This is a genomic window from Bacillus sp. DJP31 (assembly GCF_049310945.1).
Taxonomy (GTDB): Bacteria; Bacillota; Bacilli; order Bacillales; family SA4; genus Bacillus_BS.
On record NZ_JBMERO010000024.1, the window covers coordinates 1 to 23,148 of the forward strand.

Genomic DNA, 23,148 nt, shown 5'->3' on the forward strand with positions numbered 1-23,148 from the left:
GTTTAAAGATGCACAAAATTCCTCGTTTTCTTTATCCAAATGGTTCTTGATGCGATATGACTGTCCAACGATGCTAACGACTGTTGCGTGATGTAAAACACGATCTAATATGGCATTTGCCAACTTTGTATCCTGGAAGACTTCGTCCCACGCTTTAAAGTTCACGTTCGTTGTCAGGATGGTACTAAGCTTTTCATATCGCATATCGATTAACTGAAAGAACAATTTTGCATCTTCAGTTTCAATCGGTAAATAACCAATGTTACTTGTGCAGCATTCCCTAAGTCAATCGAAAATCAATTATAAGAAGGAACACTACAAAGAAGAGCTATCCAAAGCCGTTCCTTATTATCCAGATATCGATGATTTGGCCAAACAAAATTTAGCTGCCATAGGCGAGGTGTATAAATGATGAACAATAGTTTTCAGCAATTAGTGCAGAATCTAGAGTATTTAAAGCGTAAGCAAATGACGCAACATGTAAATGAAGTCGTGGACTTCAGCATTAATAATCAACTTTCGTTCGTCGAAACATTAGTCAATTAACGAATTATGAGATTGATGTACGAGAGAAAAATATGATTCATTCCATGGTTAAGGTGTTCATCGATTATAAGAAATCGATATTTTGTGTAATGTTTTAATCGAGCTTCTAAGCGATTTTCCATACGTGCACGCTTTAGATTCTGGATTAAATCATGACACTTAATTATAAAGAACCATTAAAAAAGCAGCCAAGATGGCTACAGGCATAAAACGTTTAATATCTTCCTTCTTTAATAAGAACAATGAGAACCATGGAGCAATTAGCATCGTCCAAAGTACAACTTTACTTAACATAAATAACCCCACCTTCTTTTATTTAGATTTCTCAGGGTGATCGTTATTTATACCTAGGCTGAAGAAGAGCAAGTAAAAGTTTCTTCAGAACAGAAGTTTCGTTTAATTAAAAAATTAAAAGATGTAGATATGTGGAACCAACGAAATAAAGTTAAGAACCTAGAGAAAAGTATTTAATCGTAGAAACGAATTAATAGATAATGAGTATTTAGCAGAAAATCATGCATTGAATATGTAGTACCTTTATTAGAACAAAAGGTTGAGTAATATGGTGTTTTTTATGTGAAGACATACACAGTAGTAAACGTATTTACATACAATAGGATTTATAGGATACAAAATTAAATGAATTTTAAATTGTGTATACATTTAGGTTATCTGGGAATGCTAGTACTGGAGGTGGAGTAAATGAGTGTCATGAGAAAAAGAGAATTTATTGGGGAAACGTGTATGATTTGTGAGCAAGAAAAAGAAAAGGGCATCCATGTTTATACCTCATTTTTATGTATAGAATGTGAGAACGAAATGATCAATACTCAGACCAGCCATCCGATGTATAAGTTTTATTTACAACAGATGCGCAAGATCACAAAACCGAAGATACTTTCTTAATTCCCTCCCCTTCCGAGGGTTTTTTTTGTCTTGTTCCAGCGCCTAGCCAAAGCTTCCTGAATAAGGGTTACCGTACCATGATTTGTCTTACGCAAAAACATGACTTGTCAAAGTGATGTTTATGCAATTCAAGGTCAAATGTTCTGAATCTCTAAATGTTACCAGGAATACCCCTTCTTCAAATTTAAATTAAAGAGGGGGTGAATTGGGCGGCTTTTTATTGTAATTGTACAGAATATCACCAGATATAAGAACTTTTGCTTTATCGGGTCTAATCAAGGAGCTTCCTCTTTTCCTTATGCCTCAAATTATTTTAAAAGTGTATAATACTTAGAGAGCTATTAGAAAGGGAAGTATGATGAATCAACTAAATACACCTTTATACGACGCATTGCTGAATCATATTAAAAAACGACCTATTTCCTTACATGTACCGGGACATAAGTATGGAAGAGTTTTTCCGGATAAAGGGATCGAATCATACAAAAGCATCCTCCCTCTCGATGTGACAGAACTGTCGGGGCTTGATGATCTACATGAACCAACTGAAGTCATTTTAGAAGCGGAAGACTTACTTTCTTCGTTATATGAATCAAGGAGGTCCTTTTTTTTAGTAAATGGCACAACTGTGGGAAACCTATCTATGGTTCTCGCTGTTTGCCAGCAGAATGACTTGGTACTCGTTCAACGTAATTGTCATAAATCCATCATGAATGCCCTTGTTTTGGCTGGGGCTAGACCTATATTTCTTTCACCCGAGTTCGATACCGATTTCCAAGTGCCAACGTATGTCCATGAGAGAGAAGTCATACAGGCACTAGAGAAGTATCCAAAAGCAAAGGCTATTATCCTTACAAATCCAAGCTATTATGGTCATACATATGATTTGAAAAACATTATAAAAAGTGCGCATGATATAGATGTACCGGTCTTGGTAGATGAAGCACATGGTGCTCATTTCGGTGTTGGAAGTCCCTTTCCAGAGTCCTCAATAAAATGTGGTGCTGACATCGTTGTTCAATCTGCACACAAGACGCTACCTGCTATGACAATGGGATCATTCCTTCATTTTCAAAGCGAGTTAGTACCTATTGAAGGCCTGACTTTTTATTTGAAATCGTTACAATCAAGTAGCCCATCCTATCCAATCATGGCATCTCTAGATTTAGCTCGTTATTATTTAGCAAATAAGAAAGAGCAGGGTATCGTTAGAATTGTTCAGCAGTATGAGGAGTTTCGAGAAAAGCTATCAAGCATCCCTCAATTGTCTGTTATCCTATCGACAAATCGAGAAATTCAACAAGACCCTTTGAAAGTAACAATACAAAGCAGGTGTCGTTTGTCAGGCTATGAGATTCAGGCACTTTTAGAGAATACGGGTATTTATACCGAGTTAGCGGACCCACTAAATGTATTGTGTGTTCTACCGTTAGAAGAGATCGACATCAACATGATTACATTCAAAATTCAGCAGGCATTACTAGGGATAGAGCCAACTATAATGAAAGAAGACAAAAGATATATAGCAAATGAACCTATACAATCAATGAATCCACTTTCATATTTTGAGTTAAAATCGATGAAGACAGCAGCCGTTCATCTTGACGAAAGTGTTAATAAAGTTTCGGCCCAGACTATTGTACCTTATCCCCCTGGAATACCGTTACTACTGCAAGGGGAGATCATTACAAGTAAACACCTTGAACAGTTGGAGTTCCTTGGGAAGATGGGGGCAAAGTTTCAAGGCGGTCTAGTGAATAACAAGATTAACATCTACGAAGGTGAAAAAGAGGAGAAAATTAAATGAGTGGTCTATTTATATCAATTGAAGGTCCAGAAGGTGCTGGTAAAACAACCATCGTTCAACTTGTAGTAGAACAGCTACAAAAGGAAAATTTTAAAGTCTTGTACACAAGAGAGCCAGGTGGTAGTAGAATTGCTGAGCAAATTCGCTCCATTATCTTAAATCCAGAAAATGTAGAGATGGATGGACGCACGGAAGCTTTACTTTACGCTGCAGCCAGAAGACAACATTTAATAGAAAAGGTTTTACCAGCCATTAAAGATGGGTATATTGTTCTTTGTGACCGGTTTATTGATAGTTCGCTTGCGTATCAAGGCTATGCAAGAGGACTAGGGATAGAAGAGGTTCTCTTAATTAACGAGTTTGCGATTGAGAAAACCATGCCAACGAAGACTCTCTACTTTGATATAGATCCAGAGGAAGGCTTTAAGAGAATTAACCAAAATCATAATCGTGAGGTAAATCGCCTAGATCTAGAGAAGATGGATTTTCATTATAAAGTAAGAGATGGGTATCAAATCCTCATTGAGAGAAATCCCCATAGAATCATAAAGATTAACGCAGCTCAAACCGTGGAGAAGGTTTTCACTGATACGATTGAGGTTATTAAGGAGCACATAGACGCAAGTTATTTGTCATAACTTGTCGAACGGCACAAACCTTGGTAGATTAGCAATGAAAACAGTTTCAGTAATGATTGAACTTGTTTATAATAAAGGAAAATGATGTACAAATGACAAAACAATTACCATATATCAGAAAATGTGTACAACATGAAAACGTGTTAAGATAGAGGAGGCACTTATTGATGAAACTAATTATGGCTGTGATTCAAGATAAAGATAGTAATCGTCTATCAAGTGCATTAGTGAAGTCAAATTTTCGTGCGACCAAATTGGCAAGTACAGGTGGATTTTTAAAGTCAGGGAATACTACGTTTCTGATTGGTACGGATGATATTCGTGTACCAAAGGCACTAGAAATCATTAAAGAAAATTGTAAGCACCGTGAACAGTTAGTTGCTCCTATCTCGCCGATGGGAGGAAATGCTGATTCATATGTACCATACCCAGTGGAAGTTGAAGTTGGTGGTGCTACTGTTTTCGTCTTGCCAGTAGAAGGATTTCACCAATTTTAACGGAGGTAGCTACTCACATGAAAATAAATCAAGAAATACGACCGACAATGGAAAAGAGCCGACAAGAGTCTAAGATTCAAGTGAATGGACAATCACGTTTTGGTGAGATTGTTCAAAAGCAAGAAAACAAGCTGCATATGGAGCAGCTTCACAAACTCATGTCTGAGATAGGTAATCAGGGTGATCGGCTTTCCCGTTCTCAAAACTTTAAGGACTTGGCGAAATATAAAAGCCTTGTAAAAAAGTTTGTGAAGCAAGCTGTAGATTTTGGTATGGATTTGAAACAATCTCATAGCTGGACAGCTAGTGGACATAGTCGTACATTAAAGACAGTTGAACAAGTTGATCAAAAGTTAGTCGAATTAGCCGATGAGGTAGTCAAAAAAGAGAGTAAAGCAATTGATATTCTTGGTAAAATAGGAGAAATCAAAGGCCTGCTTATTAACTTATATACGTGAGTGAGTGATGACCAATGAGATTGACGTGGGATGATTTATCTATCCAGCAGCCTGTTGTCACAAAAATGCTGACGAATAGCTTAAGTAAGAACAGATTAGCTCACGCCTATTTATTTGATGGTGAACGTGGGACTGGTAAAAAAGAGATTGCCAAATTCCTAGCAAAAACTTTATTTTGTAAGGATCCTCAGGTATGGACTCCGTGTCATACTTGCGTTAATTGCCGAAGAATTGAATCTGGTAATCACCCAGATATTCATATAGTAGAACCGGATGGATTATCTATAAAAAAGCAACAAATTCAGCATCTACAAGAGGAATTTTCAAAAACAGGTGTAGAGTCTAAGCAGAAATTTTATATCATAAATCATGCAGATAAAATGACTTTAAATGCTTCTAATAGTTTGTTAAAGTTTCTAGAAGAGCCAAACCAACATACAACCGCAATTCTTTTAACGGAACAAATAAACCAGATGCTAGACACGATTATATCGAGATGTCAATCACTTTCCTTTCAAGCTGCACCTAGACAAATCCTTGTGTCACAGCTTGAATTACAAGGAGTGAGTAGTGTTCATGCGAGGTTAGCTGTTCAGCTAACCAATAGTCTAGATCAAGCTTTAGCTCTCACTCAAGATGATTGGTTTGCAGAGGCGAGAAAAGTAGTGTTACAATTATGTGAAGTATTAGACTCTAAGCAAAGTCTGTTTTTTATACAGGAGAAATGGCTCCTGCACTTTAAAGATCGAGAACAAACTGAACGTGGTCTAGATCTATTGTTAGTTTACTATAGAGATTTACTTTCAATAATCATTGGAGAAGTAGATTCGGTTGTATTTAGCGATCAAATGAATCAACTAAAAAAACATGCCCTCCCAATGACTCAAAAGTGTGTCATTCAAAACATGAGCGCAATTTTAGAGGCAAAGAAACGCTTAAGTGCTAATGTTCAATCTCAATTGTTGATGGAACAATTGGTACTAAATTTGCAGGAGGTATCCTAGCTTGTATGATGTAGTTGGAGTGCGCTTTAAAAAAGCGGGTAAAATATATTATTTTGATCCAGGGGAGTTCAACATTCCAAATGAAGAATTTGTTATTGTTGAGACAGTAAGAGGAATTGAATATGGAAAAGTTGTTATAAGCAATAAAAAAGTAGATGATGAAGATGTTGTTCTTCCTTTAAAAAAGGTCATCCGTATTGCGGATCCTAAGGATAAGCAGACAGTAGAAGAAAATAAAAAAGCTGCAACAGAAGCTTATCAGGTTTGTGAAGAGAAGGTTTTGGAGCATGCTTTAGATATGAAGCTCGTTGATGTCGAATATACGTTTGATCGGAATAAAGTGATTTTCTACTTTACAGCAGATGGTAGAGTTGATTTTCGAGAACTTGTAAAAGACCTAGCGGCTGTTTTTCGCACGAGAATAGAATTACGTCAGATTGGTGTAAGAGACGAGGCGAAAATGCTTGGTGGTATCGGTCCTTGTGGAAGAATGCTCTGTTGTTCAACATTCCTAGGTGACTTTGAGCCTGTATCTATTAAGATGGCCAAAGATCAGAATTTGTCATTAAATCCTTCTAAAATATCAGGGCTCTGCGGGCGATTGATGTGCTGCCTAAAATATGAGAACGATGAATATGAATCAGCAAAGGAAGCACTTCCAGATATGGGCGAGTCAATTGAAACACCCAATGGGAGGGGAAGAGTCATTGGGTTAAATATTTTAGAACGTCTAATTCAAGTAGAACTTTCCGACAAGGAAAGCGTTGTTGAATATACACTTGATGAGTTAATCCGTGAAGGAGCCGTTTCTATCCAAGCTACAGATTAAGAGGTGTTGCAAGTGGATAAAAAAGAGATATTGAACTCTGTTAGTAGCATGGAAGACCAGATCGGCCATTTAACTAAACAACTCAGTGAATTTAAATTACATTTAGCCGAGCTAGTTGAAGAAAACAATCATATTAGAATAGAAAACGAACATTTGCGAAATCGTCTTGACCGAGCATTGGTCGAGGAAGAACAAAAGCAAATTGATCAAGATGACTTGAAAGAATTAAAACCTGTGGATATCGGTGAAGGTTATGATAATCTGGCAAGACTCTATCATGAAGGCTTTCACATTTGTAATGTTCATTATGGTAGTATCAGAAAAGAAGGAGATTGTTTATTCTGTCTATCCTTCTTAAATAAAAAGTGACCAAGTATGGCCTTTCCTGGTATAGGAAAGGTTGTTTTTCATAGATGACTTTGTTTGACTCAGTATAGATATTCATAATAATTAATGGCTTTAGCATTATTTCTTCATAAGAGTTGAATGATAAACTAGTATTTACCTAATTAATTTGTTATAAATTGAATGAATAAATTAAGTTTAAGGAAAGGGGGATAAAATAAATGGTTGAACTGCATGATGATGAACGATTAGATTACTTGCTAGCAGAAGACTTAAGAATCATTCAAAGCCCGTCTGTCTTTGCCTTTTCACTCGATACGGTCCTATTAGCTCGTTTTGTGTACGTACCCATTCAAAAAGGGAATTTAATCGATCTATGTACAGGAAACGGTGTGATCCCCCTTCTGCTAAGCTCCCGTACAAAAGGAGCTATTACAGGTGTCGAGATTCAAGAAAGAATCTATAAAATGGCAAAGCGGAGTATTGAATATAATCAACTTGAGGGTCAAATTAATATTATACAAGGAAATATTAAAGACATGCCATTAAAGTTAGGACATGGAAAATATGATATTGTAACCTGTAATCCTCCATATTTCCCTACTCCGCCTAGTAGTGAAAAAAATAATAACGAACATTTGGCTATTGCTAGACATGAGATCTATTGCAACTTAGAAGATGTTGTACGAGTAAGCAGTCAGCTTGTTCGTCCAGGGGGGAAGGTAGCCTTCGTGCATCGTCCAGGACGATTATTAGATATCTTGACATTGATGAGAACCTATCGGTTAGAGCCAAAGAGACTTCAGTTTGTCTACCCAAAGCTTGGGAGAGATGCAAACACCATTCTTATAGAGGGAATTAAGGATGGTCATCCAGATTTAAAGGTTTTACCACCACTGATAGTCTATAATGAAAGTGGAGAGTATACAAAGGAGTTACATTTAATACTTTATGGGGAAAAGTGATTTTTTTGAAGTTGCAATGGAGCTAAATAGATGAAATATAGAGTAATATCTACTAGAAAGAAGTGTTGAAAATGTTACAGCAAAAAAGTTTTCATAATGAAGAAGGAGCAGCCTTGTATTTAGTGCCTACACCGATTGGCAATCTTGAGGATATGACCTTCCGTGCCATTCGGATTCTAAAAGAGGCACACCTTATAGCTGCAGAAGATACGAGGGTTACAAGAAAGCTGTGTAATTATTACGAAATAACAACACCTATAATTAGCTACCATGAGCATAATAAGGAAAAAAGCGGTAATCGTCTTCTGGAGGACTTAAAGGATGGTAAGAGAATTGCCCTAGTCAGTGACGCGGGTATGCCAACCATATCAGACCCTGGCTATGAATTAGTGATTCTAGCACTTGAAAATGCATTTCCTGTTATTCCTCTTCCGGGTGCAAACGCCGCACTAACAGCTTTAATAGCTTCTGGATTACCTCCTCAAACATTCTTTTTCTTTGGGTTTCTTCCCCGTCAAAAGAAAGACAAGAAAAAAGAATTAGAACGATTGAGAACAATACGTAGTACGATGATATTCTATGAGTCACCCCATAGACTAAAGGAAACCATTAACGTCTTAGGTGAAATGTTAGGGGAGCGACGAATCGTCATTAGTAGAGAGCTTACAAAAAAGTTCGAAGAGTTTATAAGAGGAACAGTTGGCGAAGTGAAGGAGTATCTAGAGAACACTGAAGTAAAAGGTGAATGCTGTTTATTGGTTGAGGGATCAACTGAGGATGAGGTTACAAATGAAGAAATTTGGTGGAAAAGCATGTCTGTTAAAGAACACATAGAATTGTATATAGAGCAACAGAACATGTCCTCAAAAGAAGCTATTAAACAAGTATCAATGGATCGAAAAGTACAAAAACGAGAAGTATATGAAGAATTTCATATCAAATAAAAAAGAGCATCCTAGGGTATCTAGAGATGCTCTTCTTTATTATTTTGAAGTTAAGCTGTTTTGGATTTCGGATAAAATTTGCTCTGCACCTTCGCGGCTAAGAATGATTTTCCCACCAGCAAGGGAGATGTTTTCATCATTAATTTCACCAGTTACTTGGCAAGTCATGTTTGCTTTATATTTCTTTAAAATAATTTTTTCGTTATCAACATAAATTTCTAAAGCATCTTTCTCTGCAATACCTAATGTACGTCTTAATTCTATTGGAATAACCACACGACCTAATTCATCAACCTTACGAACAATACCTGTAGATTTCATATTTGAACTTCCCCTCTCCTATTTCCCTCTTTATACAAATTTCATTGTTTTTCGTCATTATTCGACACGTGCTGTATCTTTATAATACCAGTGATTGACATATTCGTCAATCTCTTCTTTTATAAAAAGATGTGAAATTTTCATTGAAAAACTCAATGAATACTGAAGGTAATAGTATGTATAGATTTTAGTGCATACATCTTTTTACTTTTTTTCAAATCCATACAAGCTTAATTATAATGATACTTCGACAATATTCAATAGTTTTTCGACAAATATTTCAACAAAGTTCCAAACTCTACTAAGACTTTACCCACATATTGGATAAAGCAAACAAATTATGTAGCGACATCCTAGGAAAATGTATAATTTTTTATTATAGTAGGAATAGATGATTGTAGGAGTAGGAACTCATATAATGTGGGTAATTTCAGTAATTTAGTTTGTTGTTTGGACAAGCTTTGATAAGATGATAATGGGTTAAAAATATTTTAGTTTTAAAGTGATGGAGGTTATGTAAATGACAAACAAGAAGACTTTTTATATTACAACGCCGATCTATTATCCAAGTGGAAAATTACATATTGGACATGCCTATACAACAGTTGCAGGGGATGCCATGGCACGCTATAAAAGGTTAAGAGGATTCGATGTTCATTATCTAACGGGTACGGATGAGCATGGTCAAAAGATTCAACGAAATGCGGAAGAAAAAGGAGTAACTCCACAAAAATATGTAGATGATATTGTGTCAGGCATAAAGGAGCTTTGGGAGAAGCTTGAGATTACCCATGATGATTTTATTAGAACCACAGAGGATCGACATGTCCAAGTAGTGGAGAAAATATTTGCACGGTTAGTGGAACAAGGTGATATCTACATAGATGAATATGAGGGCTGGTATTGTACACCGTGTGAATCGTTTTACACGGAAAGACAGTTAGAAGATGAAAAGTGCCCTGATTGTAAACGTGCTGTTGAAAAGGTAAAAGAAGAGTCTTACTTCTTTAGGATGAGCAAATACGCAGATCGACTTTTGCAATTTTATGAAGAAAACCCTGGATTCATCCAACCTGAGTCAAGAAAAAATGAAATGATTAATAACTTTATCAAACCTGGACTTGAGGATTTAGCTGTGTCCAGAACAACGTTTGACTGGGGAATAAAGGTCCCAGGTAATTCAAAGCATGTCATTTATGTATGGATTGATGCTCTATCGAACTATATAACAGCACTAGGATATGGCACAGACAATGAGGAGAACTATCAAAAATTCTGGCCTGCAAATGTTCATTTAGTTGGGAAAGAAATTGTCCGTTTCCATACCATTTATTGGCCAATTATGCTCATGGCATTAGATTTACCTCTACCCAAAAAGGTATTTGCCCACGGTTGGCTATTAATGAAGGATGGAAAAATGTCCAAGTCAAAAGGAAATGTTGTGGACCCCGTTACATTAATTGACCGTTATGGATTAGATTCCCTAAGGTACTACTTGCTAAGAGAAGTTCCATTTGGATCTGATGGTGTCTTTACGCCAGAAGGATTTATTGAAAGAATAAACTTTGATTTAGCGAACGATTTAGGAAACTTATTAAATCGAACAGTCGCAATGATTCAAAAATACTTTGATGGGGTTGTACCTGTATATACAGGTACACACAATGAATATGACGAACAGCTTGAGAATTTAACAAAGGAAACGAAGCAGAAAGTTGAAGAGGCAATGGAGGAAATGCAGTTTTCTGTTGCACTGAGTGTTATCTGGGGGTTAGTTTCACGAACCAATAAATATATAGATGAAACACAACCATGGGTAATTGCGAAGGATGATTCTCAGAGTGTCGTTCTTGGCTCAGTTATGACCCATCTTGTTGAATCACTAAGAAACGTATCAATTATGCTTCAACCGTTCTTAACTAGAACCCCTAAGCTCGTATGGGAACAACTTGGTATCCAAGATTCAGAAGTCACTTCGTGGGATACTATGGATCAATATGGAATTGTGCCAGAGGGAACAAAGGTCGTTCAAGGAAACCCTATATTTCCGCGCTTAGATTTAAAAGATGAAGTGGAGTATATTAAACAACAAATGCAAGGGACGGTCTCCATACAGGAAGAATCAGTTAAGACTGCCGAGATTGAAGCTTTACCTGAGATTTCTATTGATGAGTTCATGAAAGTAGAATTACGAGTGGCTGAGGTCACCTTCGCGGAACCAGTAAAAAAGGCAGATAAACTTTTGAAAATCCAATTGGACTTAGGCTATGAAAAGAGGCAAGTTGTTTCAGGGATTGCCAAGTTTTATAAGCCAGAAGAGATGATTGGTAAAAAAGTGATATGTGTAACGAATCTTAAGCCTGTAACATTAAGAGGAGAATTATCAGAAGGTATGATCCTTGCAGGAGAAAAAGATGGCATTCTTTCGTTAGCTACTGTTGATCAAAGTTTGCCAAATGGTTCTAAGGTAAAATAGTTCAAAACCATGCGGATAATAGGTGTTCTTATTAGAACACCTATTTATTCATTTTCTTATACTTTAAATAGTAATTTAATCCTTTTACTTTACTAGGATTACTGAAGAACCTGGATTTGTAATGAAACTGTAAAGTAAGTGCAAGCTATGTAAAAGAATTCTATGATAAAATAGAGAAGGAGATTGTCTATGTTATTTGATACTCACGTTCATCTAAATGCTGATCAATATAAAGAAGACCTAGAAGAAGTGATAGAGCGGGCCTTAGATGAAGGTGTAAAAAATATGGTTGTGGTTGGTTTTGATAGGTCAACCATTAACAAAGCGATTGAATTGGTTGAAACCCACTCATTCCTTTATGCTGCCATTGGATGGCATCCAGTAGATGCGATAGATATGACAGATGAAGATCTAACTTGGATTGAAAAGCTTTCTGCTCATCCCAAAGTAGTTGCACTAGGGGAAATGGGACTTGATTATTATTGGGATAAGTCTCCAAAAGAGATCCAAATAGAGGTTTTTCGCAAACAAATTCGCTTAGCTCGTAAAGTGAAGCTGCCGATTATCATTCATAACCGCGAGGCCACTCAGGATATTCTTGATGTTCTGAAGGAAGAAAAGGCTTCTGAGGTTGGTGGAATTATGCATTGTTTTACTGGCAGCCTTGAAGTAGCCAATGAATGTATAGACATGAATTTCTATATTTCCTTTGGTGGACCCGTAACGTTTAAGAATGCTAAAAAAACGAAGGAAGTTGCGAGAGAAATTCCGTTAGATCGATTGTTGATTGAGACGGATTGTCCCTACCTAACACCACATCCATTTCGTGGAAAAAGGAATGAACCAAGCTATGTGTCTTTAGTAGCTAAGGAACTGGCAGAGTTAAAAGGAATTTCATATGAAGAGCTTGTCCATAAAACATACGACAATGCTCGTCAAATATTTGGTCTACTCTAGTAAAAAAACTTGTCGAAACAAAACAAACCTTGTCCTATTGTAAACGATCCAAATAAGTTCTACAAAACTCTATCTTTTCATAGGATAAACTTGTCGACAAGTCTTCCTTTCTATTTTAGGATGAGTTGCTATAATAGGGCTTACAGTCTCAGGCGGGGGGCTAGTTTGACAAATACACTTTAACTCCTTATAATTTCTCAGGGAGAGAAGGAGGCGTTTTTCATCGGGATTAACAACATGAAAAAGCAGTTTTCTGAATCTATGACGACAAAAAAACTTGTTATGATTGTTAGTAGTTTCCTAGTTTTTGCAGGGCTTATAGGCTATGGAGCTTATGAGTGGACGAAGCAATCGGTTACCCTGACATTAAATGGTGAGGAAACAGCCGTTAAAACGCATGCAAATACAGTTGCAGATGTTTTAGCAGAACAAGCAATCGAGTTAAGGGAAGAAGATTATATCGAACCAAGCTTAGAATCCGTCATAAAAAATGATACAAAAATCATTTGGAAAGCTGCTGTTCCAGTCGATCTAGTCATAAATAAAGAATCAACCAAGATATGGACGACAACGGAATCAGTGCAAGACTTATTAGAAGCACAAGCAATCAATGTAACAGAACATGATAAAGTAGAGCCAGGACTCAATGCTTCAATCAAGGCACAGATGAAGATAATAGTTGAAAGCGCATTTCAACTAACCTTAAATGTCGGCGGAGAAGAAAAGCAGATATGGACGACTTCGACTACTGTCGCTGACCTTTTAGAACAGCAAAAAGTAACACTAAATGATTTAGACCGTATTGAACCAGGCACAGAAGCACTGGTTCAAGCAGACTCTACCGTTTCCGTAACGAGAGTTGAAAAGGTCACCGATGTAGTGGAAGAATCCGTAGATTATGCTGTTGTTACAAAGAAAGACTCTAATTTGACAAAAGGAACACAAAAGGTACTTGATCAAGGACTAAATGGTAAAATTGCAAAGCATTTTGAAGTAATCATTGAAAATGGTAAAGAAGTATCGAGAGAATTAATTAAGACAGAGACAGTAGCAGAGAGTAAGGACCGTGTTGTAGCCGTTGGAACAAAAGTGGTTCAACAGCCTCAGGTTTCTAGAGGTAGTGGTGAAGTCGCGAATGAATTCTATGTTAGTTCAACAGCTTTCACCGCATTTTGCAATGGTTGTTCAGGAGTTACGAAAACGGGTATCAACTTAAAGTCTAACCCAAATGTTAAAGTAATTGCTGTAGATCCAAGTGTTATTCCTTTAGGTACAAAGGTATATGTTGAAGGATACGGTTACGCAATTGCTGGGGACACTGGGTCTGCTATTAGAGGCCATAAGATTGATGTCTTCTTTCCTACAACAACTGAAGCTTTTAGATGGGGAAATAAAAGGGTTAAAATCAAGATATTAAAATAAATATGGTACCTTCTACAGGGGATTATGTTCCCCTGTTTTTTTTCGTTTTTACGCTATAATAGAAAGGGATACAAAAAAGATATAGTTTTTAGGAAATGTATTATCTACTACATAAGACGTAACAATACGAATAAAGGTTTCAAGCTTCGGAGGAAAAAATGAAAATAAAAGAAATTATTGTGGTTGAAGGTAAAGACGACACAACGGCCATTCAAAGAGCAGTAGATGCTGATACAATTGAAACAAACGGTTCAGCCATTAATGAGGTCACCTTACAGAAAATAAGGCTAGCACAAGAAACCAGAGGAGTCATTATTTTTACAGATCCAGATTATCCGGGTGAAAAAATAAGGAAAATTGTCGCACAGAATGTTCCGGGCTGCAAGCATGCATTTATTCGCAAGCAGGATGCTTTAGATAAAAAAAATAAAAAGGTAGGAGTTGAACACGCAAGAATTGATGTAATTAGGGCTGCTCTTTTAGAGGTTCAGCAAGAAATGATCGAAATTAAGGAAGAGATTGGTTGGGACGAATTGATCTATTTAGGACTAATTGCGGGTGAAAAAGCAAAAAGTCGAAGAGAAAAGCTAGGTATCTTGCTAAAGATTGGTTATACAAATGGAAAACAGCTCTACAAACGCTTAATGATGTTTCAAATCCCTAGAGAACAATTTGAGCAAGCAATAAAACAAGTGCTTCAGGAGGAAATTAAGTGATAAAAGATATAGCAACCCCCACTCGAACAAAAGAAATAATGAAGAAATATGGGTTTTCCTTTAAGAAAAGTCTAGGGCAAAACTTCATCATTGATACGAATATATTAAATAACATAGTTGATATTGCAGAACTCAATGATGAAAGAGGCGCAATTGAAATTGGACCTGGAATAGGTGCTCTTACAGAGCAGTTAGCAAAAAGAGCAAAGAAGGTAGTGGCATTTGAAATTGATCAACGTTTATTACCTATATTAGAAGATACATTATCTCCCTATCCAAATGTAAAAATCATTCACGAGGATGTTCTTAAAGCTAATGTGAAAGATGTGATACAAACTGAATTCGAAGAGATAAAGGACATCATGGTTGTGGCAAACCTCCCATACTATGTGACAACACCAATCCTAATGAAACTTTTAGAAGAGAGATTGCCTCTAAAAGGTATTGTGGTCATGCTTCAAAAGGAAGTGGCAGATAGAATGACAGCAGCCCCCAACTCGAAGGCCTACGGGTCACTCTCGATTGCTGTTCAATATTATACAGAAGCTAGAACTGTTCTTACCGTGCCCAGGACAGTATTCATCCCTCAGCCTAACGTGGACTCAGCTGTAATTCGTTTAATGCGACGCGAGCATCCAGCGGTCTCTGTGGAAGATGAAGATTTCTTCTTCACAGTTGTTCGAGGAAGCTTTGCTCAAAGGAGGAAGACGATTCTAAATAATCTAATCCACAGTCTACCTCAATGGTTTTCTAAAGACCAAATTATTGAAGCCCTTGGAGAAGTGAATATTGCTCCTGAGCGAAGAGGAGAATCACTTTCCATTGAAGATTTCGGTCGTCTCAGCAATGCTTTATATAGTCGTAAAATTTAAATCATAAGCTTACCTGACAAAGACCTGGCATGATGCTGGGTCTTTTGTTTTTTAAGAAAACAAACCTTACGTATGCACTTTATTTATAATATCCCATAGGCTATGGAGAGGATTAATTATGCTTTTAGTGAATCCCCATAACATATGGGAGGGAGAATAATGATCGTAGATGTAGGGGCAAGGGTGGCGCGGTTGTCATATAATTGCGACGTGTTATTTAGAGTCATTGAGATAAAGGATGAGCTCAACAAAGGAAAAAAGGCAGTCTTATACGGTGAGGACTTTAGACTAATTGCGGATGCTCCATTCTCAGATCTAAAGCTGTTAGATGATGACGAGCGAAAGCAATATCATAATATTGAGAAAGAAAAGCAGGATAACTCCTTTACTTTATTTAAGCAAGATTATCATTTAATAAGGGAAAAGAATGAATATGAAGCTACTAGCGGCTATAGTGCAACTAATGATTTCTTCCAAATGCCTGGAAAGGTTCTTCACTTAGATGGTGATCACACATACTTAAAAAAGTGCTTAGCCTTATATGAGAAAATTGGAGTTCCTGTATATGGTGTTCACTGTAGTGAAGTAGAGATGCCTGAGCGGATTGTTTCGTTATTAGAACAAATTAGACCAGATATTCTCGTCATAACAGGGCATGATGCCTATTCAAAATCAAAAGGTAAAGTCAATGATTTAAAGGCGTACCGTCATTCAAGGGATTTTGTCCAAACCGTTATAGAGGCAAGAAAAAAGGTTCCACACTTAGATCAGCTTGTTATTTTTGCTGGAGCTTGTCAATCTCACTTCGAGTCGTTGATACGGGCAGGAGCAAACTTTGCAAGTTCACCATCAAGAGTCAATATCCATGCACTCGACCCGGTTTATATCGTAGCAAAGATTAGTTTCACTCCATTTATGGATCGTATTAACGTTTGGGACGTTGTACGAAATACATTAACAGGAGACAAGGGGCTTGGTGGTATTGAGACTAGAGGAGTTTTACGAACGGGAATGCCATTTAAACAACATGACGAATGAATTATACTCTAATGATACATGCATTAGGGTTTTTTTGATTTGGGCAAAAAATAAAAATCGACGAATTTATGCATAGATCTGTCGGATATAGACAAAATACTTACGTTAGATTAAAAATTTGTTGAATTTTAGTAATTGACAACGCTTCTTATTCATTGTTATAATTTATCGTTTGTTTGACTTTCGGTCTGGTTTATGCTACTATTATTAACATAGCGAGGTGGAGTGACATGGGTAAAACATTGTTGGAAATAAAACAAGCTCTTGACGGTAACTTAGGTAGACGTTTAACTCTTCGGGCAAATGGTGGGCGTAGAAAGACAATCGAACGTTCAGGTGTACTTGCCGAAACCTATCCAGCTGTTTTTGTCATCGAACTAGACCAAGATGAGAATTCCTTTGAACGTGTTTCATACAGCTATGCAGATGTACTAACAGAAACGGTAGAATTAACCTTTTTTGATGATAAAACCATTGGAAGCATTGCACTTTCAGTTCAATAATTTCAACTGGATAAATTAGGAACAATAATTTAAACAGCTCCTTTCCAATACTAGTGATGTCGTAGTATTGGAAAGGAGCTGTTTTTCGTATGAGTAGACGTAGAGGAGTTATGTCTGAGCATTTTAAAGACGAACTTGCCAAGGAGCTAGGATTTTATGATATAGTCCAGCAAACTGGTTGGGGAGGAATAACTTCAAAAGAGGCTGGCAGCATGGTAAAACGTGCAGTCGAAATGGCACAAAATCAACTACTACAAAAACAACATAACCAATCATAAGCTACGACAGACGCCTCAAGGAGAACCGAGGCGTCTTTTTTGTATTTTACATGGTTTTTTCAATAGTTTATTAATAAGCTCCGGTCCTAGCTAGAAGAAATTTATACAACTTAGTGCTATTTTAGATCTGATTTCACTGCTTTTCCATCGTCTATGTTTATAATAGGCTTGTTTTAACCATACTTTTGTTAAAAGTTGACTTAGTGTTAGTTATTCGTCAGATGTTTTATGGTACAATATCGGAATAAATGGAAGTTCGTAAAGTAGGTGATAGTTTGAGAATCCTAGTTAAGGCACCAGCCAAAATAAACCTTTCCTTAGATGTCCTCCGTAAAAGAGAGGATGGATATCACGAAGTGGAAATGGTCATGACCACAATCGACTTAGCTGATAGGGTTGAGCTTGCTCTTTTAGATTCAAATCAAATAAAAATAAGCTCACACAACCGGTTTGTTCCTGATGACAACCGGAATTTAGCCTATCAAGCAGCAAATGTGTTGAAGGAGCGATTTAATGTTTCTAAAGGTGTTGCCATCACCATCGCAAAAACCATTCCAGTAGCTGCTGGTCTAGCGGGTGGTAGTAGTGACGCAGCTGCAACGTTAAGAGGACTTAATAAACTTTGGGGATTGAACCTAAGCTTAGATGAGCTAGCTGAGATTGGCTCTGAAATTGGTTCAGATGTTTCCTTCTGTGTTTATGGTGGGACAGCCTTAGCTACAGGTCGAGGAGAAAGGATCCATCATATTGAGCCCCCTCCTCATTGCTGGGTCGTCCTAGCCAAGCCGACTATTGGTGTTTCGACAGGTGAAGTATACGGGCAGCTTGATCTTTCAAGTGTACGTCATCCGAATGTTGGTGGGATGGTGCAAGCGATTACTAATAAAGATTATGATGGGATTTGTCAGTTGATGGGAAATGTTTTAGAAGATGTGACATTAAAACTTCATCCAGAAGTTGCTCAAATAAAGGATCAAATGAAAAAGTTTGGAGCAGATGCTGTTTTAATGAGTGGAAGTGGACCCACTGTATTTGGTCTTGTTCATCATGACTCAAGATTGCAACGTGTTTACAATGGTTTAAGGGGATTTTGTGACCAAGTATATGCGGTAAGAATGCTTGGAGACATAAACCATCTTGATTAAATCCGTATATAAATGTTATATTATCTTATAATATTCGGATTTAAGGTGGTGAGGCCATGATGAAAATTAAGCGGAGCGGAAGACTTATAGATATGACCTATTATTTGATACAGCATCCCAATGAGTTAATTCCACTTACATATTTTGCAGAACGATACCAATCGGCAAAATCCTCTATAAGTGAGGACTTAGGTATTATTAAACAAACCTTTGAAGAATCAGGTGTAGGTTCTCTTTCAACGGTAGCCGGAGCAGCAGGTGGCGTTAAATTTATCCCTAGCCTATCAAAAATAGAAGCCACTTTGTTTATAGATGAGTTGTGCGAGATTTTTGAGAAGCCGGACCGTCTCTTACCAGGTGGATACTTATATTTAACAGACATTTTAGGGAACCCAGCACTTGTACAAAAAATTGGTCTTATGTTCGCCTCTTTGTTTGCTAATAAAAAAGTAGATGTTGTGATGACAGTGGAGACAAAAGGCATTCCTTTAGCGTATGCAGTAGCCAATTATCTACATGTTCCTGTCGTGATCGTAAGAAGTGACAGCAAAGTAACAGAAGGTTCAACGGTGAGTATTAATTATGTATCAGGCTCCTCCAAGAGAATCCAAACGATGTTACTAGCAAGAAAAAGTCTAAAAATAGGGTCTAACGTCCTTATTATTGATGATTTTATGAAAGCAGGCGGAACCATTAATGGCATGGTCAGTTTACTTGAAGAATTTCAGGCAAAGGTTGCTGGAATAGGAGTCATGGTTGAGTCAGAGGATTTAGACGAGAGATTGGTAGATGATTATTATTCACTTGTTCAACTATCTGAAGTTAATATGAAAGAAAAAGCCATAAAAGTAGTAGCAGGGAATTTTATTACTCATTATGATCGTGTTGTACCAAATCTTGGAGGTGAGTGGAATGAAGGTAGTTCAAACGAATAATGCTCCTCAAGCAATAGGACCGTATTCACAGGGAATTATTATCAACAATATGTTTTATAGCTCAGGCCAAATACCATTAACAGCTGAGGGCGGATTGATCACGGGAGACATCCATGAACAGACTCATCAAGTCTTTAAAAATCTAAAGGCAGTTTTAGAAGAAGCAGGCGCTGAATACAAAACGGTTGTAAAAACAACGGTCTTCCTAAAGGACATGAATGACTTTGTTTCCTTTAATGAAGTGTATAGTGAATACTTTTCAGAACATAAACCTGCGAGATCATGTGTGGAAGTAGCTAGACTGCCAAAGGACGTAAAAGTAGAAATTGAAGTAATCGCTTGGACAAAATAAATCTAGAAAGTCTACCCTCAAATGCGAAGGTAGGCTTTTTTTTTTGGGAAACTCATAAGGAATTAGAACTATTTCACAAACGGGACTATAGTGTGCGCATTTTTAATGATTATTTAAAAAATATTTTTATAATTAGCAGGAAAACGGAAAATTCTGTTGAATTAGTTTAACTAAGATTTATCATGGTAAAAGGTGGTGAACAAGAATGGAAGTTACAGACGTAAGATTACGCCGCGTGAATACCGAAGGACGTATGCGAGCAATCGCATCAATTACATTTAATCATGAATTCGTCGTTCATGATATTAGAGTTATTGACGGAAACAATGGTTTGTTTGTTGCAATGCCAAGCAAGCGCACTCCTGATGGGGAGTTTCGTGATATCGCTCACCCAATTAATTCATCCACTCGCGGAAAAATCCAGGATGCCGTATTAGCAGAGTATCATCGTGTAGGTGAACTTGAGATTGAGCTAGAAGTTGAACTTGAAGAAGCGGGAGCATCTTAAGTTCTTTTAGAGAGTCTTTGTCCTTTAGACAAGGCTCTTTTTTATGCCCTAAACTAGTAAGAAAGGCCCTACTTAGAGGTCTTGTTGGTCTTATACATAAACTCGCCAAATATTACCTATTATATGTCTAAAATACGTCAATTATTGTCTGAACAATTCTTACTTATTATGTTTCCTTGAAATAGAACCTTTTTTAAGATATATTCGTAGTGGATAATCAGGTTCACATTCAGCTTTATTTGATTTATTTTAACAAATTTTCTGAAGGTAAAAATATGAATTTGGGGGTTACTATGACGAATCGGTATGCCATTGTTCTAGCAGCAGGTCAAGGAACTCGTATGAAATCAAAGCTCTACAAAGTGCTTCATCCAGTATGTGGAAAACCAATGGTAGAGCATGTCATAGATCAAGTTTCTACACTAGGATTACATAAAATTGTTACCGTCATCGGATTTGGAGCTGACCTTGTTCAGTCCCTCATCGGAGAGAGAAGTCAGTATTCTCTTCAGGAGGAACAATTGGGTACTGCACACGCCGTCATGCAGGCAAGCTCTTTACTTGAGGGTGAAAAAGGTACCACTCTTATTATCTGCGGGGACACTCCTTTAATTAGAGCTGAAACAATGGAAGCTCTCCTCATGCATCACGAGAAATTAGGTGCTAAGGCAAGTATCCTAACTGCTTATGCTAAGGATCCAACGGGATATGGTCGAATTATTCGTGAGTCGAACGGAGACGTTTTAAGAATTGTTGAGCATAAGGATGCAACCGATGAAGAGAGAATGGTTCAAGAAATAAACACGGGAACCTACTGCTTTGATAATGAATCCCTTTTCCAAGCATTAAAACAGGTTTCAAATGAAAATGTACAAGGCGAATACTACCTACCAGATGTTATTGAAATATTAAAGAATGCAGGTGACACGGTCTCAGCCTATCAAACGGAGCAGTTTGAAGAGACACTAGGAGTCAATGACCGTGTTGCCTTATCACAGGCCGAGGCCTTTATGAAAGATCGAGTTAATCGTAAGCATATGGTCAATGGTGTAACAATTATTGATCCGTCTAACACGTATATTTCAGCTGATACAATGATTGGTGCAGATACTGTCATTTATCCTGGAACGATGATTACAGGGAAGTCCATAATAGGATCAGATTCAATCCTTGGTCCAAATACGGAGATAAGGGATTGTCAAATTGGAAACAATACAATCATTAGGCAATCTGTTGCTCATAATAGTTCAATTGGAGACCATGTCGCGATTGGTCCATTCGCCCACATCCGTCCCGAATCAGAAATTATGGATAATGTGAAGATAGGGAACTTTGTAGAAGTGAAGAAAGCTGTATTTGGCAAGGGAAGTAAAGCGTCCCACCTTAGCTATATTGGGGATGCATTAATTGGATCTGATGTTAATTTAGGATGCGGATCTATTACAGTCAACTATGATGGAAAAAAGAAATATTTAACCACGATTGAAGACGGAGCATTTATTGGATGTAATTCAAACTTAATTGCTCCTGTAACTGTAGGGAAAAATGCATATGTAGCTGCTGGATCAACAATTAATAAAGATATTCCTGGCGGGTCTTTAGCGATAGCGAGAGCAAGACAAGTAAATAAAGAGAACTATGCGAGTCGTTTAACAAGCAAAGAATAACCTATGTGGAGGGGTTCAAAGACTCATGTCTAAATATTCCGATTCAAGTTTAAAACTATTTACATTAAATTCTAATCCAAAGCTTGCTTCAGAGATCGCAAATGTCATTGGAGTGGAGTTGGGTAAATGTTCAGTTTCTAGGTTCAGTGATGGAGAAATTCAAATCAATATTGAAGAAAGTATCCGTGGCTGTGATGTGTATGTTGTTCAATCAACGAGTGCACCAGTAAATGAGCATATTATGGAACTTTTAATCATGATTGATGCCTTGAAAAGAGCTTCTGCCAATACAATTAATATCGTTATGCCTTACTATGGATATGCTAGGCAAGACCGAAAAGCAAGATCGCGTGAACCAATCACAGCTAAGCTTGTAGCCAATCTACTTGAAACAGCAGGAGCAAGTCGTGTGATTACATTAGATTTGCATGCTCCACAAATTCAAGGCTTCTTTGATATTCCAATCGACCACTTAATGGGAGTACCTATTTTGGCTGATTATTTCGAAGGGAAAAATCTAAATGATATCGTTATTGTGTCTCCAGATCATGGTGGAGTAACACGTGCTAGAAAAATGGCGGACCGATTAAAAGCCCCAATTGCTATTATTGATAAAAGACGTCCAAAGCCTAACGTTGCTGAAGTGATGAATATTGTCGGCAATATCGAAGGTAAAACGGCTATTTTAATTGATGATATTATTGATACGGCTGGAACTATCACATTGGCAGCAAATGCATTAATTGAAAATGGTGCAAGGGAGGTTTATGCATGCTGCACACACCCTGTTCTTTCTGGACCAGCAATTGAGCGTATTCACAATTCAAAGATAAAAGAATTAGTTGTAACGAACTCTATTGTTTTGAGTGATGAGAAAAAGGTAGAAAAGGTAACGGAGCTGTCTGTTGCTCCTTTAATTGGAGAAGCCATTATTCGTGTGCATGAAAAGCAATCTATAAGCATGTTGTTTGACTAAAAAAATTATTAGATGAATAAATTGTTTAGATTTTCTTCTATTG

General features: G+C 37.2%; 27 protein-coding genes and 2 pseudogenes. 26 read left to right on the forward strand and 3 right to left on the reverse strand.

The window, feature by feature from the left end:
* Window positions 1-261: pseudogene (locus tag ACOI1C_RS17530) on the reverse strand (ATP-binding protein); the annotation flags it as partial.
* Window position 262: 1 nt separating this feature from the next.
* Between ACOI1C_RS17530 and ACOI1C_RS17535 the strand changes: the two are divergent.
* Together ACOI1C_RS17535 and ACOI1C_RS17540 are read left to right on the forward strand one after the other, a co-directional pair.
* A pseudogene (locus ACOI1C_RS17535) lies at window positions 263-412 on the forward strand (IS21 family transposase); the annotation flags it as partial.
* Entirely contained in the window at window positions 412-546 is a 135-nt protein-coding gene (locus ACOI1C_RS17540) for a hypothetical protein (protein WP_422511894.1), read from the forward strand. The pseudogene ACOI1C_RS17535 and the gene ACOI1C_RS17540, both read left to right, overlap by 1 nt.
* A gap of 159 nt (window positions 547-705) precedes the next feature.
* On the opposite strand, the gene ACOI1C_RS17545 is transcribed toward ACOI1C_RS17540, so the two are convergent.
* The gene (locus ACOI1C_RS17545; RefSeq protein WP_422511895.1) at window positions 706-840 is read right to left on the reverse strand and encodes a hypothetical protein; all 135 of its coding nucleotides are present in this window, start codon (window positions 838-840) and stop codon (window positions 706-708) included.
* A 408-nt stretch (window positions 841-1,248) separates the two neighbouring features.
* Here ACOI1C_RS17545 and ACOI1C_RS17550 point away from each other — a divergent pair, with 408 nt between their 5' ends.
* The 10 genes from ACOI1C_RS17550 (at window position 1,249) to rsmI (ending at window position 8,939) form a co-directional block, all read left to right on the forward strand.
* A complete protein-coding gene (locus ACOI1C_RS17550; RefSeq protein WP_422511896.1) occupies window positions 1,249-1,452 on the forward strand; it encodes a sigma factor G inhibitor Gin in 204 nt (67 codons plus the stop codon).
* Between the two features lie 358 nt (window positions 1,453-1,810).
* Window positions 1,811-3,259, forward strand: coding sequence for an aminotransferase class I/II-fold pyridoxal phosphate-dependent enzyme (locus ACOI1C_RS17555; protein WP_422511897.1), 1,449 nt, complete (start codon window positions 1,811-1,813; stop codon window positions 3,257-3,259).
* Window positions 3,256-3,897 (forward strand): dTMP kinase, encoded by a 642-nt coding sequence (gene tmk, locus ACOI1C_RS17560; protein ID WP_422511898.1) that lies wholly within the window; start codon window positions 3,256-3,258, stop codon window positions 3,895-3,897. Before ACOI1C_RS17555 ends, tmk begins: the two co-directional genes overlap by 4 nt.
* Window positions 3,898-4,064: 167 nt before the next feature.
* Window positions 4,065-4,394 (forward strand): cyclic-di-AMP receptor, encoded by a 330-nt coding sequence (locus ACOI1C_RS17565; protein WP_422511899.1) that lies wholly within the window; start codon window positions 4,065-4,067, stop codon window positions 4,392-4,394.
* 17 nt (window positions 4,395-4,411) lie between these two features.
* The gene (locus tag ACOI1C_RS17570; RefSeq protein ID WP_422511900.1) at window positions 4,412-4,852 is read left to right on the forward strand and encodes a YaaR family protein; all 441 of its coding nucleotides are present in this window, start codon (window positions 4,412-4,414) and stop codon (window positions 4,850-4,852) included.
* A 14-nt stretch (window positions 4,853-4,866) separates the two neighbouring features.
* Entirely contained in the window at window positions 4,867-5,856 is a 990-nt protein-coding gene (holB, locus tag ACOI1C_RS17575) for a DNA polymerase III subunit delta' (RefSeq protein ID WP_422511901.1), read from the forward strand.
* A gap of 1 nt (window position 5,857) precedes the next feature.
* Window positions 5,858-6,685 (forward strand): PSP1 domain-containing protein, encoded by an 828-nt coding sequence (locus ACOI1C_RS17580; protein WP_422511902.1) that lies wholly within the window; start codon window positions 5,858-5,860, stop codon window positions 6,683-6,685.
* Window positions 6,686-6,697: 12 nt separating this feature from the next.
* Window positions 6,698-7,054 carry a DNA replication initiation control protein YabA gene (yabA, locus tag ACOI1C_RS17585; RefSeq protein WP_422511903.1) on the forward strand — a complete coding sequence of 119 codons (357 nt, stop codon included), beginning with the start codon at window positions 6,698-6,700 and terminating at the stop codon, window positions 7,052-7,054.
* A 197-nt stretch (window positions 7,055-7,251) separates the two neighbouring features.
* Window positions 7,252-7,995, forward strand: coding sequence for a tRNA1(Val) (adenine(37)-N6)-methyltransferase (locus ACOI1C_RS17590; RefSeq protein ID WP_422511904.1), 744 nt, complete (start codon window positions 7,252-7,254; stop codon window positions 7,993-7,995).
* 71 nt (window positions 7,996-8,066) lie between these two features.
* Window positions 8,067-8,939, forward strand: coding sequence for a 16S rRNA (cytidine(1402)-2'-O)-methyltransferase (rsmI, locus tag ACOI1C_RS17595; protein ID WP_422511905.1), 873 nt, complete (start codon window positions 8,067-8,069; stop codon window positions 8,937-8,939).
* A gap of 39 nt (window positions 8,940-8,978) precedes the next feature.
* Here rsmI and ACOI1C_RS17600 read toward each other — a convergent pair whose 3' ends face one another.
* The gene (locus ACOI1C_RS17600) at window positions 8,979-9,260 is read right to left on the reverse strand and encodes an AbrB/MazE/SpoVT family DNA-binding domain-containing protein (RefSeq protein WP_422511906.1); all 282 of its coding nucleotides are present in this window, start codon (window positions 9,258-9,260) and stop codon (window positions 8,979-8,981) included.
* A 520-nt stretch (window positions 9,261-9,780) separates the two neighbouring features.
* On the opposite strand from ACOI1C_RS17600, the gene metG reads away from it, so the two are divergent.
* From metG to ACOI1C_RS17670, 14 genes are all read left to right on the forward strand, one after another.
* Complete coding sequence (metG, locus tag ACOI1C_RS17605) at window positions 9,781-11,736, forward strand: methionine--tRNA ligase (protein WP_422511907.1); 1,956 nt, start codon at window positions 9,781-9,783, stop codon at window positions 11,734-11,736.
* A gap of 189 nt (window positions 11,737-11,925) precedes the next feature.
* Entirely contained in the window at window positions 11,926-12,693 is a 768-nt protein-coding gene (locus ACOI1C_RS17610; protein WP_422511908.1) for a TatD family hydrolase, read from the forward strand.
* Between the two features lie 237 nt (window positions 12,694-12,930).
* Window positions 12,931-14,115: a ubiquitin-like domain-containing protein gene (locus ACOI1C_RS17615; RefSeq protein WP_422511909.1), complete on the forward strand. Its 1,185-nt coding sequence runs from the start codon at window positions 12,931-12,933 to the stop codon at window positions 14,113-14,115.
* A gap of 158 nt (window positions 14,116-14,273) precedes the next feature.
* Window positions 14,274-14,831: a ribonuclease M5 gene (rnmV, locus tag ACOI1C_RS17620; RefSeq protein ID WP_422511910.1), complete on the forward strand. Its 558-nt coding sequence runs from the start codon at window positions 14,274-14,276 to the stop codon at window positions 14,829-14,831.
* Window positions 14,832-14,869: 38 nt separating this feature from the next.
* Complete coding sequence (gene rsmA, locus ACOI1C_RS17625; RefSeq protein ID WP_422511947.1) at window positions 14,870-15,703, forward strand: 16S rRNA (adenine(1518)-N(6)/adenine(1519)-N(6))-dimethyltransferase RsmA; 834 nt, start codon at window positions 14,870-14,872, stop codon at window positions 15,701-15,703.
* Window positions 15,704-15,862: 159 nt separating this feature from the next.
* Window positions 15,863-16,741, forward strand: a complete 879-nt coding sequence (gene yabG, locus ACOI1C_RS17630; RefSeq protein ID WP_422511911.1) for a sporulation peptidase YabG — start codon at window positions 15,863-15,865, stop codon at window positions 16,739-16,741.
* A 230-nt stretch (window positions 16,742-16,971) separates the two neighbouring features.
* A complete protein-coding gene (gene veg, locus ACOI1C_RS17635) occupies window positions 16,972-17,244 on the forward strand; it encodes a biofilm formation stimulator Veg (RefSeq protein WP_422511912.1) in 273 nt (90 codons plus the stop codon).
* A gap of 89 nt (window positions 17,245-17,333) precedes the next feature.
* Window positions 17,334-17,522 (forward strand): small, acid-soluble spore protein, alpha/beta type, encoded by a 189-nt coding sequence (locus ACOI1C_RS17640; protein WP_422511913.1) that lies wholly within the window; start codon window positions 17,334-17,336, stop codon window positions 17,520-17,522.
* Between the two features lie 275 nt (window positions 17,523-17,797).
* Window positions 17,798-18,667 carry a 4-(cytidine 5'-diphospho)-2-C-methyl-D-erythritol kinase gene (ispE, locus tag ACOI1C_RS17645; RefSeq protein ID WP_422511914.1) on the forward strand — a complete coding sequence of 290 codons (870 nt, stop codon included), beginning with the start codon at window positions 17,798-17,800 and terminating at the stop codon, window positions 18,665-18,667.
* 59 nt (window positions 18,668-18,726) lie between these two features.
* Window positions 18,727-19,602 carry a pur operon repressor gene (gene purR / locus ACOI1C_RS17650; protein ID WP_422511948.1) on the forward strand — a complete coding sequence of 292 codons (876 nt, stop codon included), beginning with the start codon at window positions 18,727-18,729 and terminating at the stop codon, window positions 19,600-19,602.
* The gene (locus ACOI1C_RS17655; protein ID WP_422511915.1) at window positions 19,580-19,954 is read left to right on the forward strand and encodes a RidA family protein; all 375 of its coding nucleotides are present in this window, start codon (window positions 19,580-19,582) and stop codon (window positions 19,952-19,954) included. The genes purR and ACOI1C_RS17655 overlap by 23 nt, the downstream gene beginning before the upstream one ends.
* A 205-nt stretch (window positions 19,955-20,159) precedes the next feature.
* The gene (spoVG, locus tag ACOI1C_RS17660) at window positions 20,160-20,462 is read left to right on the forward strand and encodes a septation regulator SpoVG (protein ID WP_422511916.1); all 303 of its coding nucleotides are present in this window, start codon (window positions 20,160-20,162) and stop codon (window positions 20,460-20,462) included.
* Window positions 20,463-20,755: 293 nt separating this feature from the next.
* Complete coding sequence (glmU, locus tag ACOI1C_RS17665; protein ID WP_422511917.1) at window positions 20,756-22,129, forward strand: bifunctional UDP-N-acetylglucosamine diphosphorylase/glucosamine-1-phosphate N-acetyltransferase GlmU; 1,374 nt, start codon at window positions 20,756-20,758, stop codon at window positions 22,127-22,129.
* A gap of 25 nt (window positions 22,130-22,154) precedes the next feature.
* The gene (locus ACOI1C_RS17670; RefSeq protein WP_422511918.1) at window positions 22,155-23,105 is read left to right on the forward strand and encodes a ribose-phosphate diphosphokinase; all 951 of its coding nucleotides are present in this window, start codon (window positions 22,155-22,157) and stop codon (window positions 23,103-23,105) included.
* Window positions 23,106-23,148 lie beyond the last annotated feature (43 nt).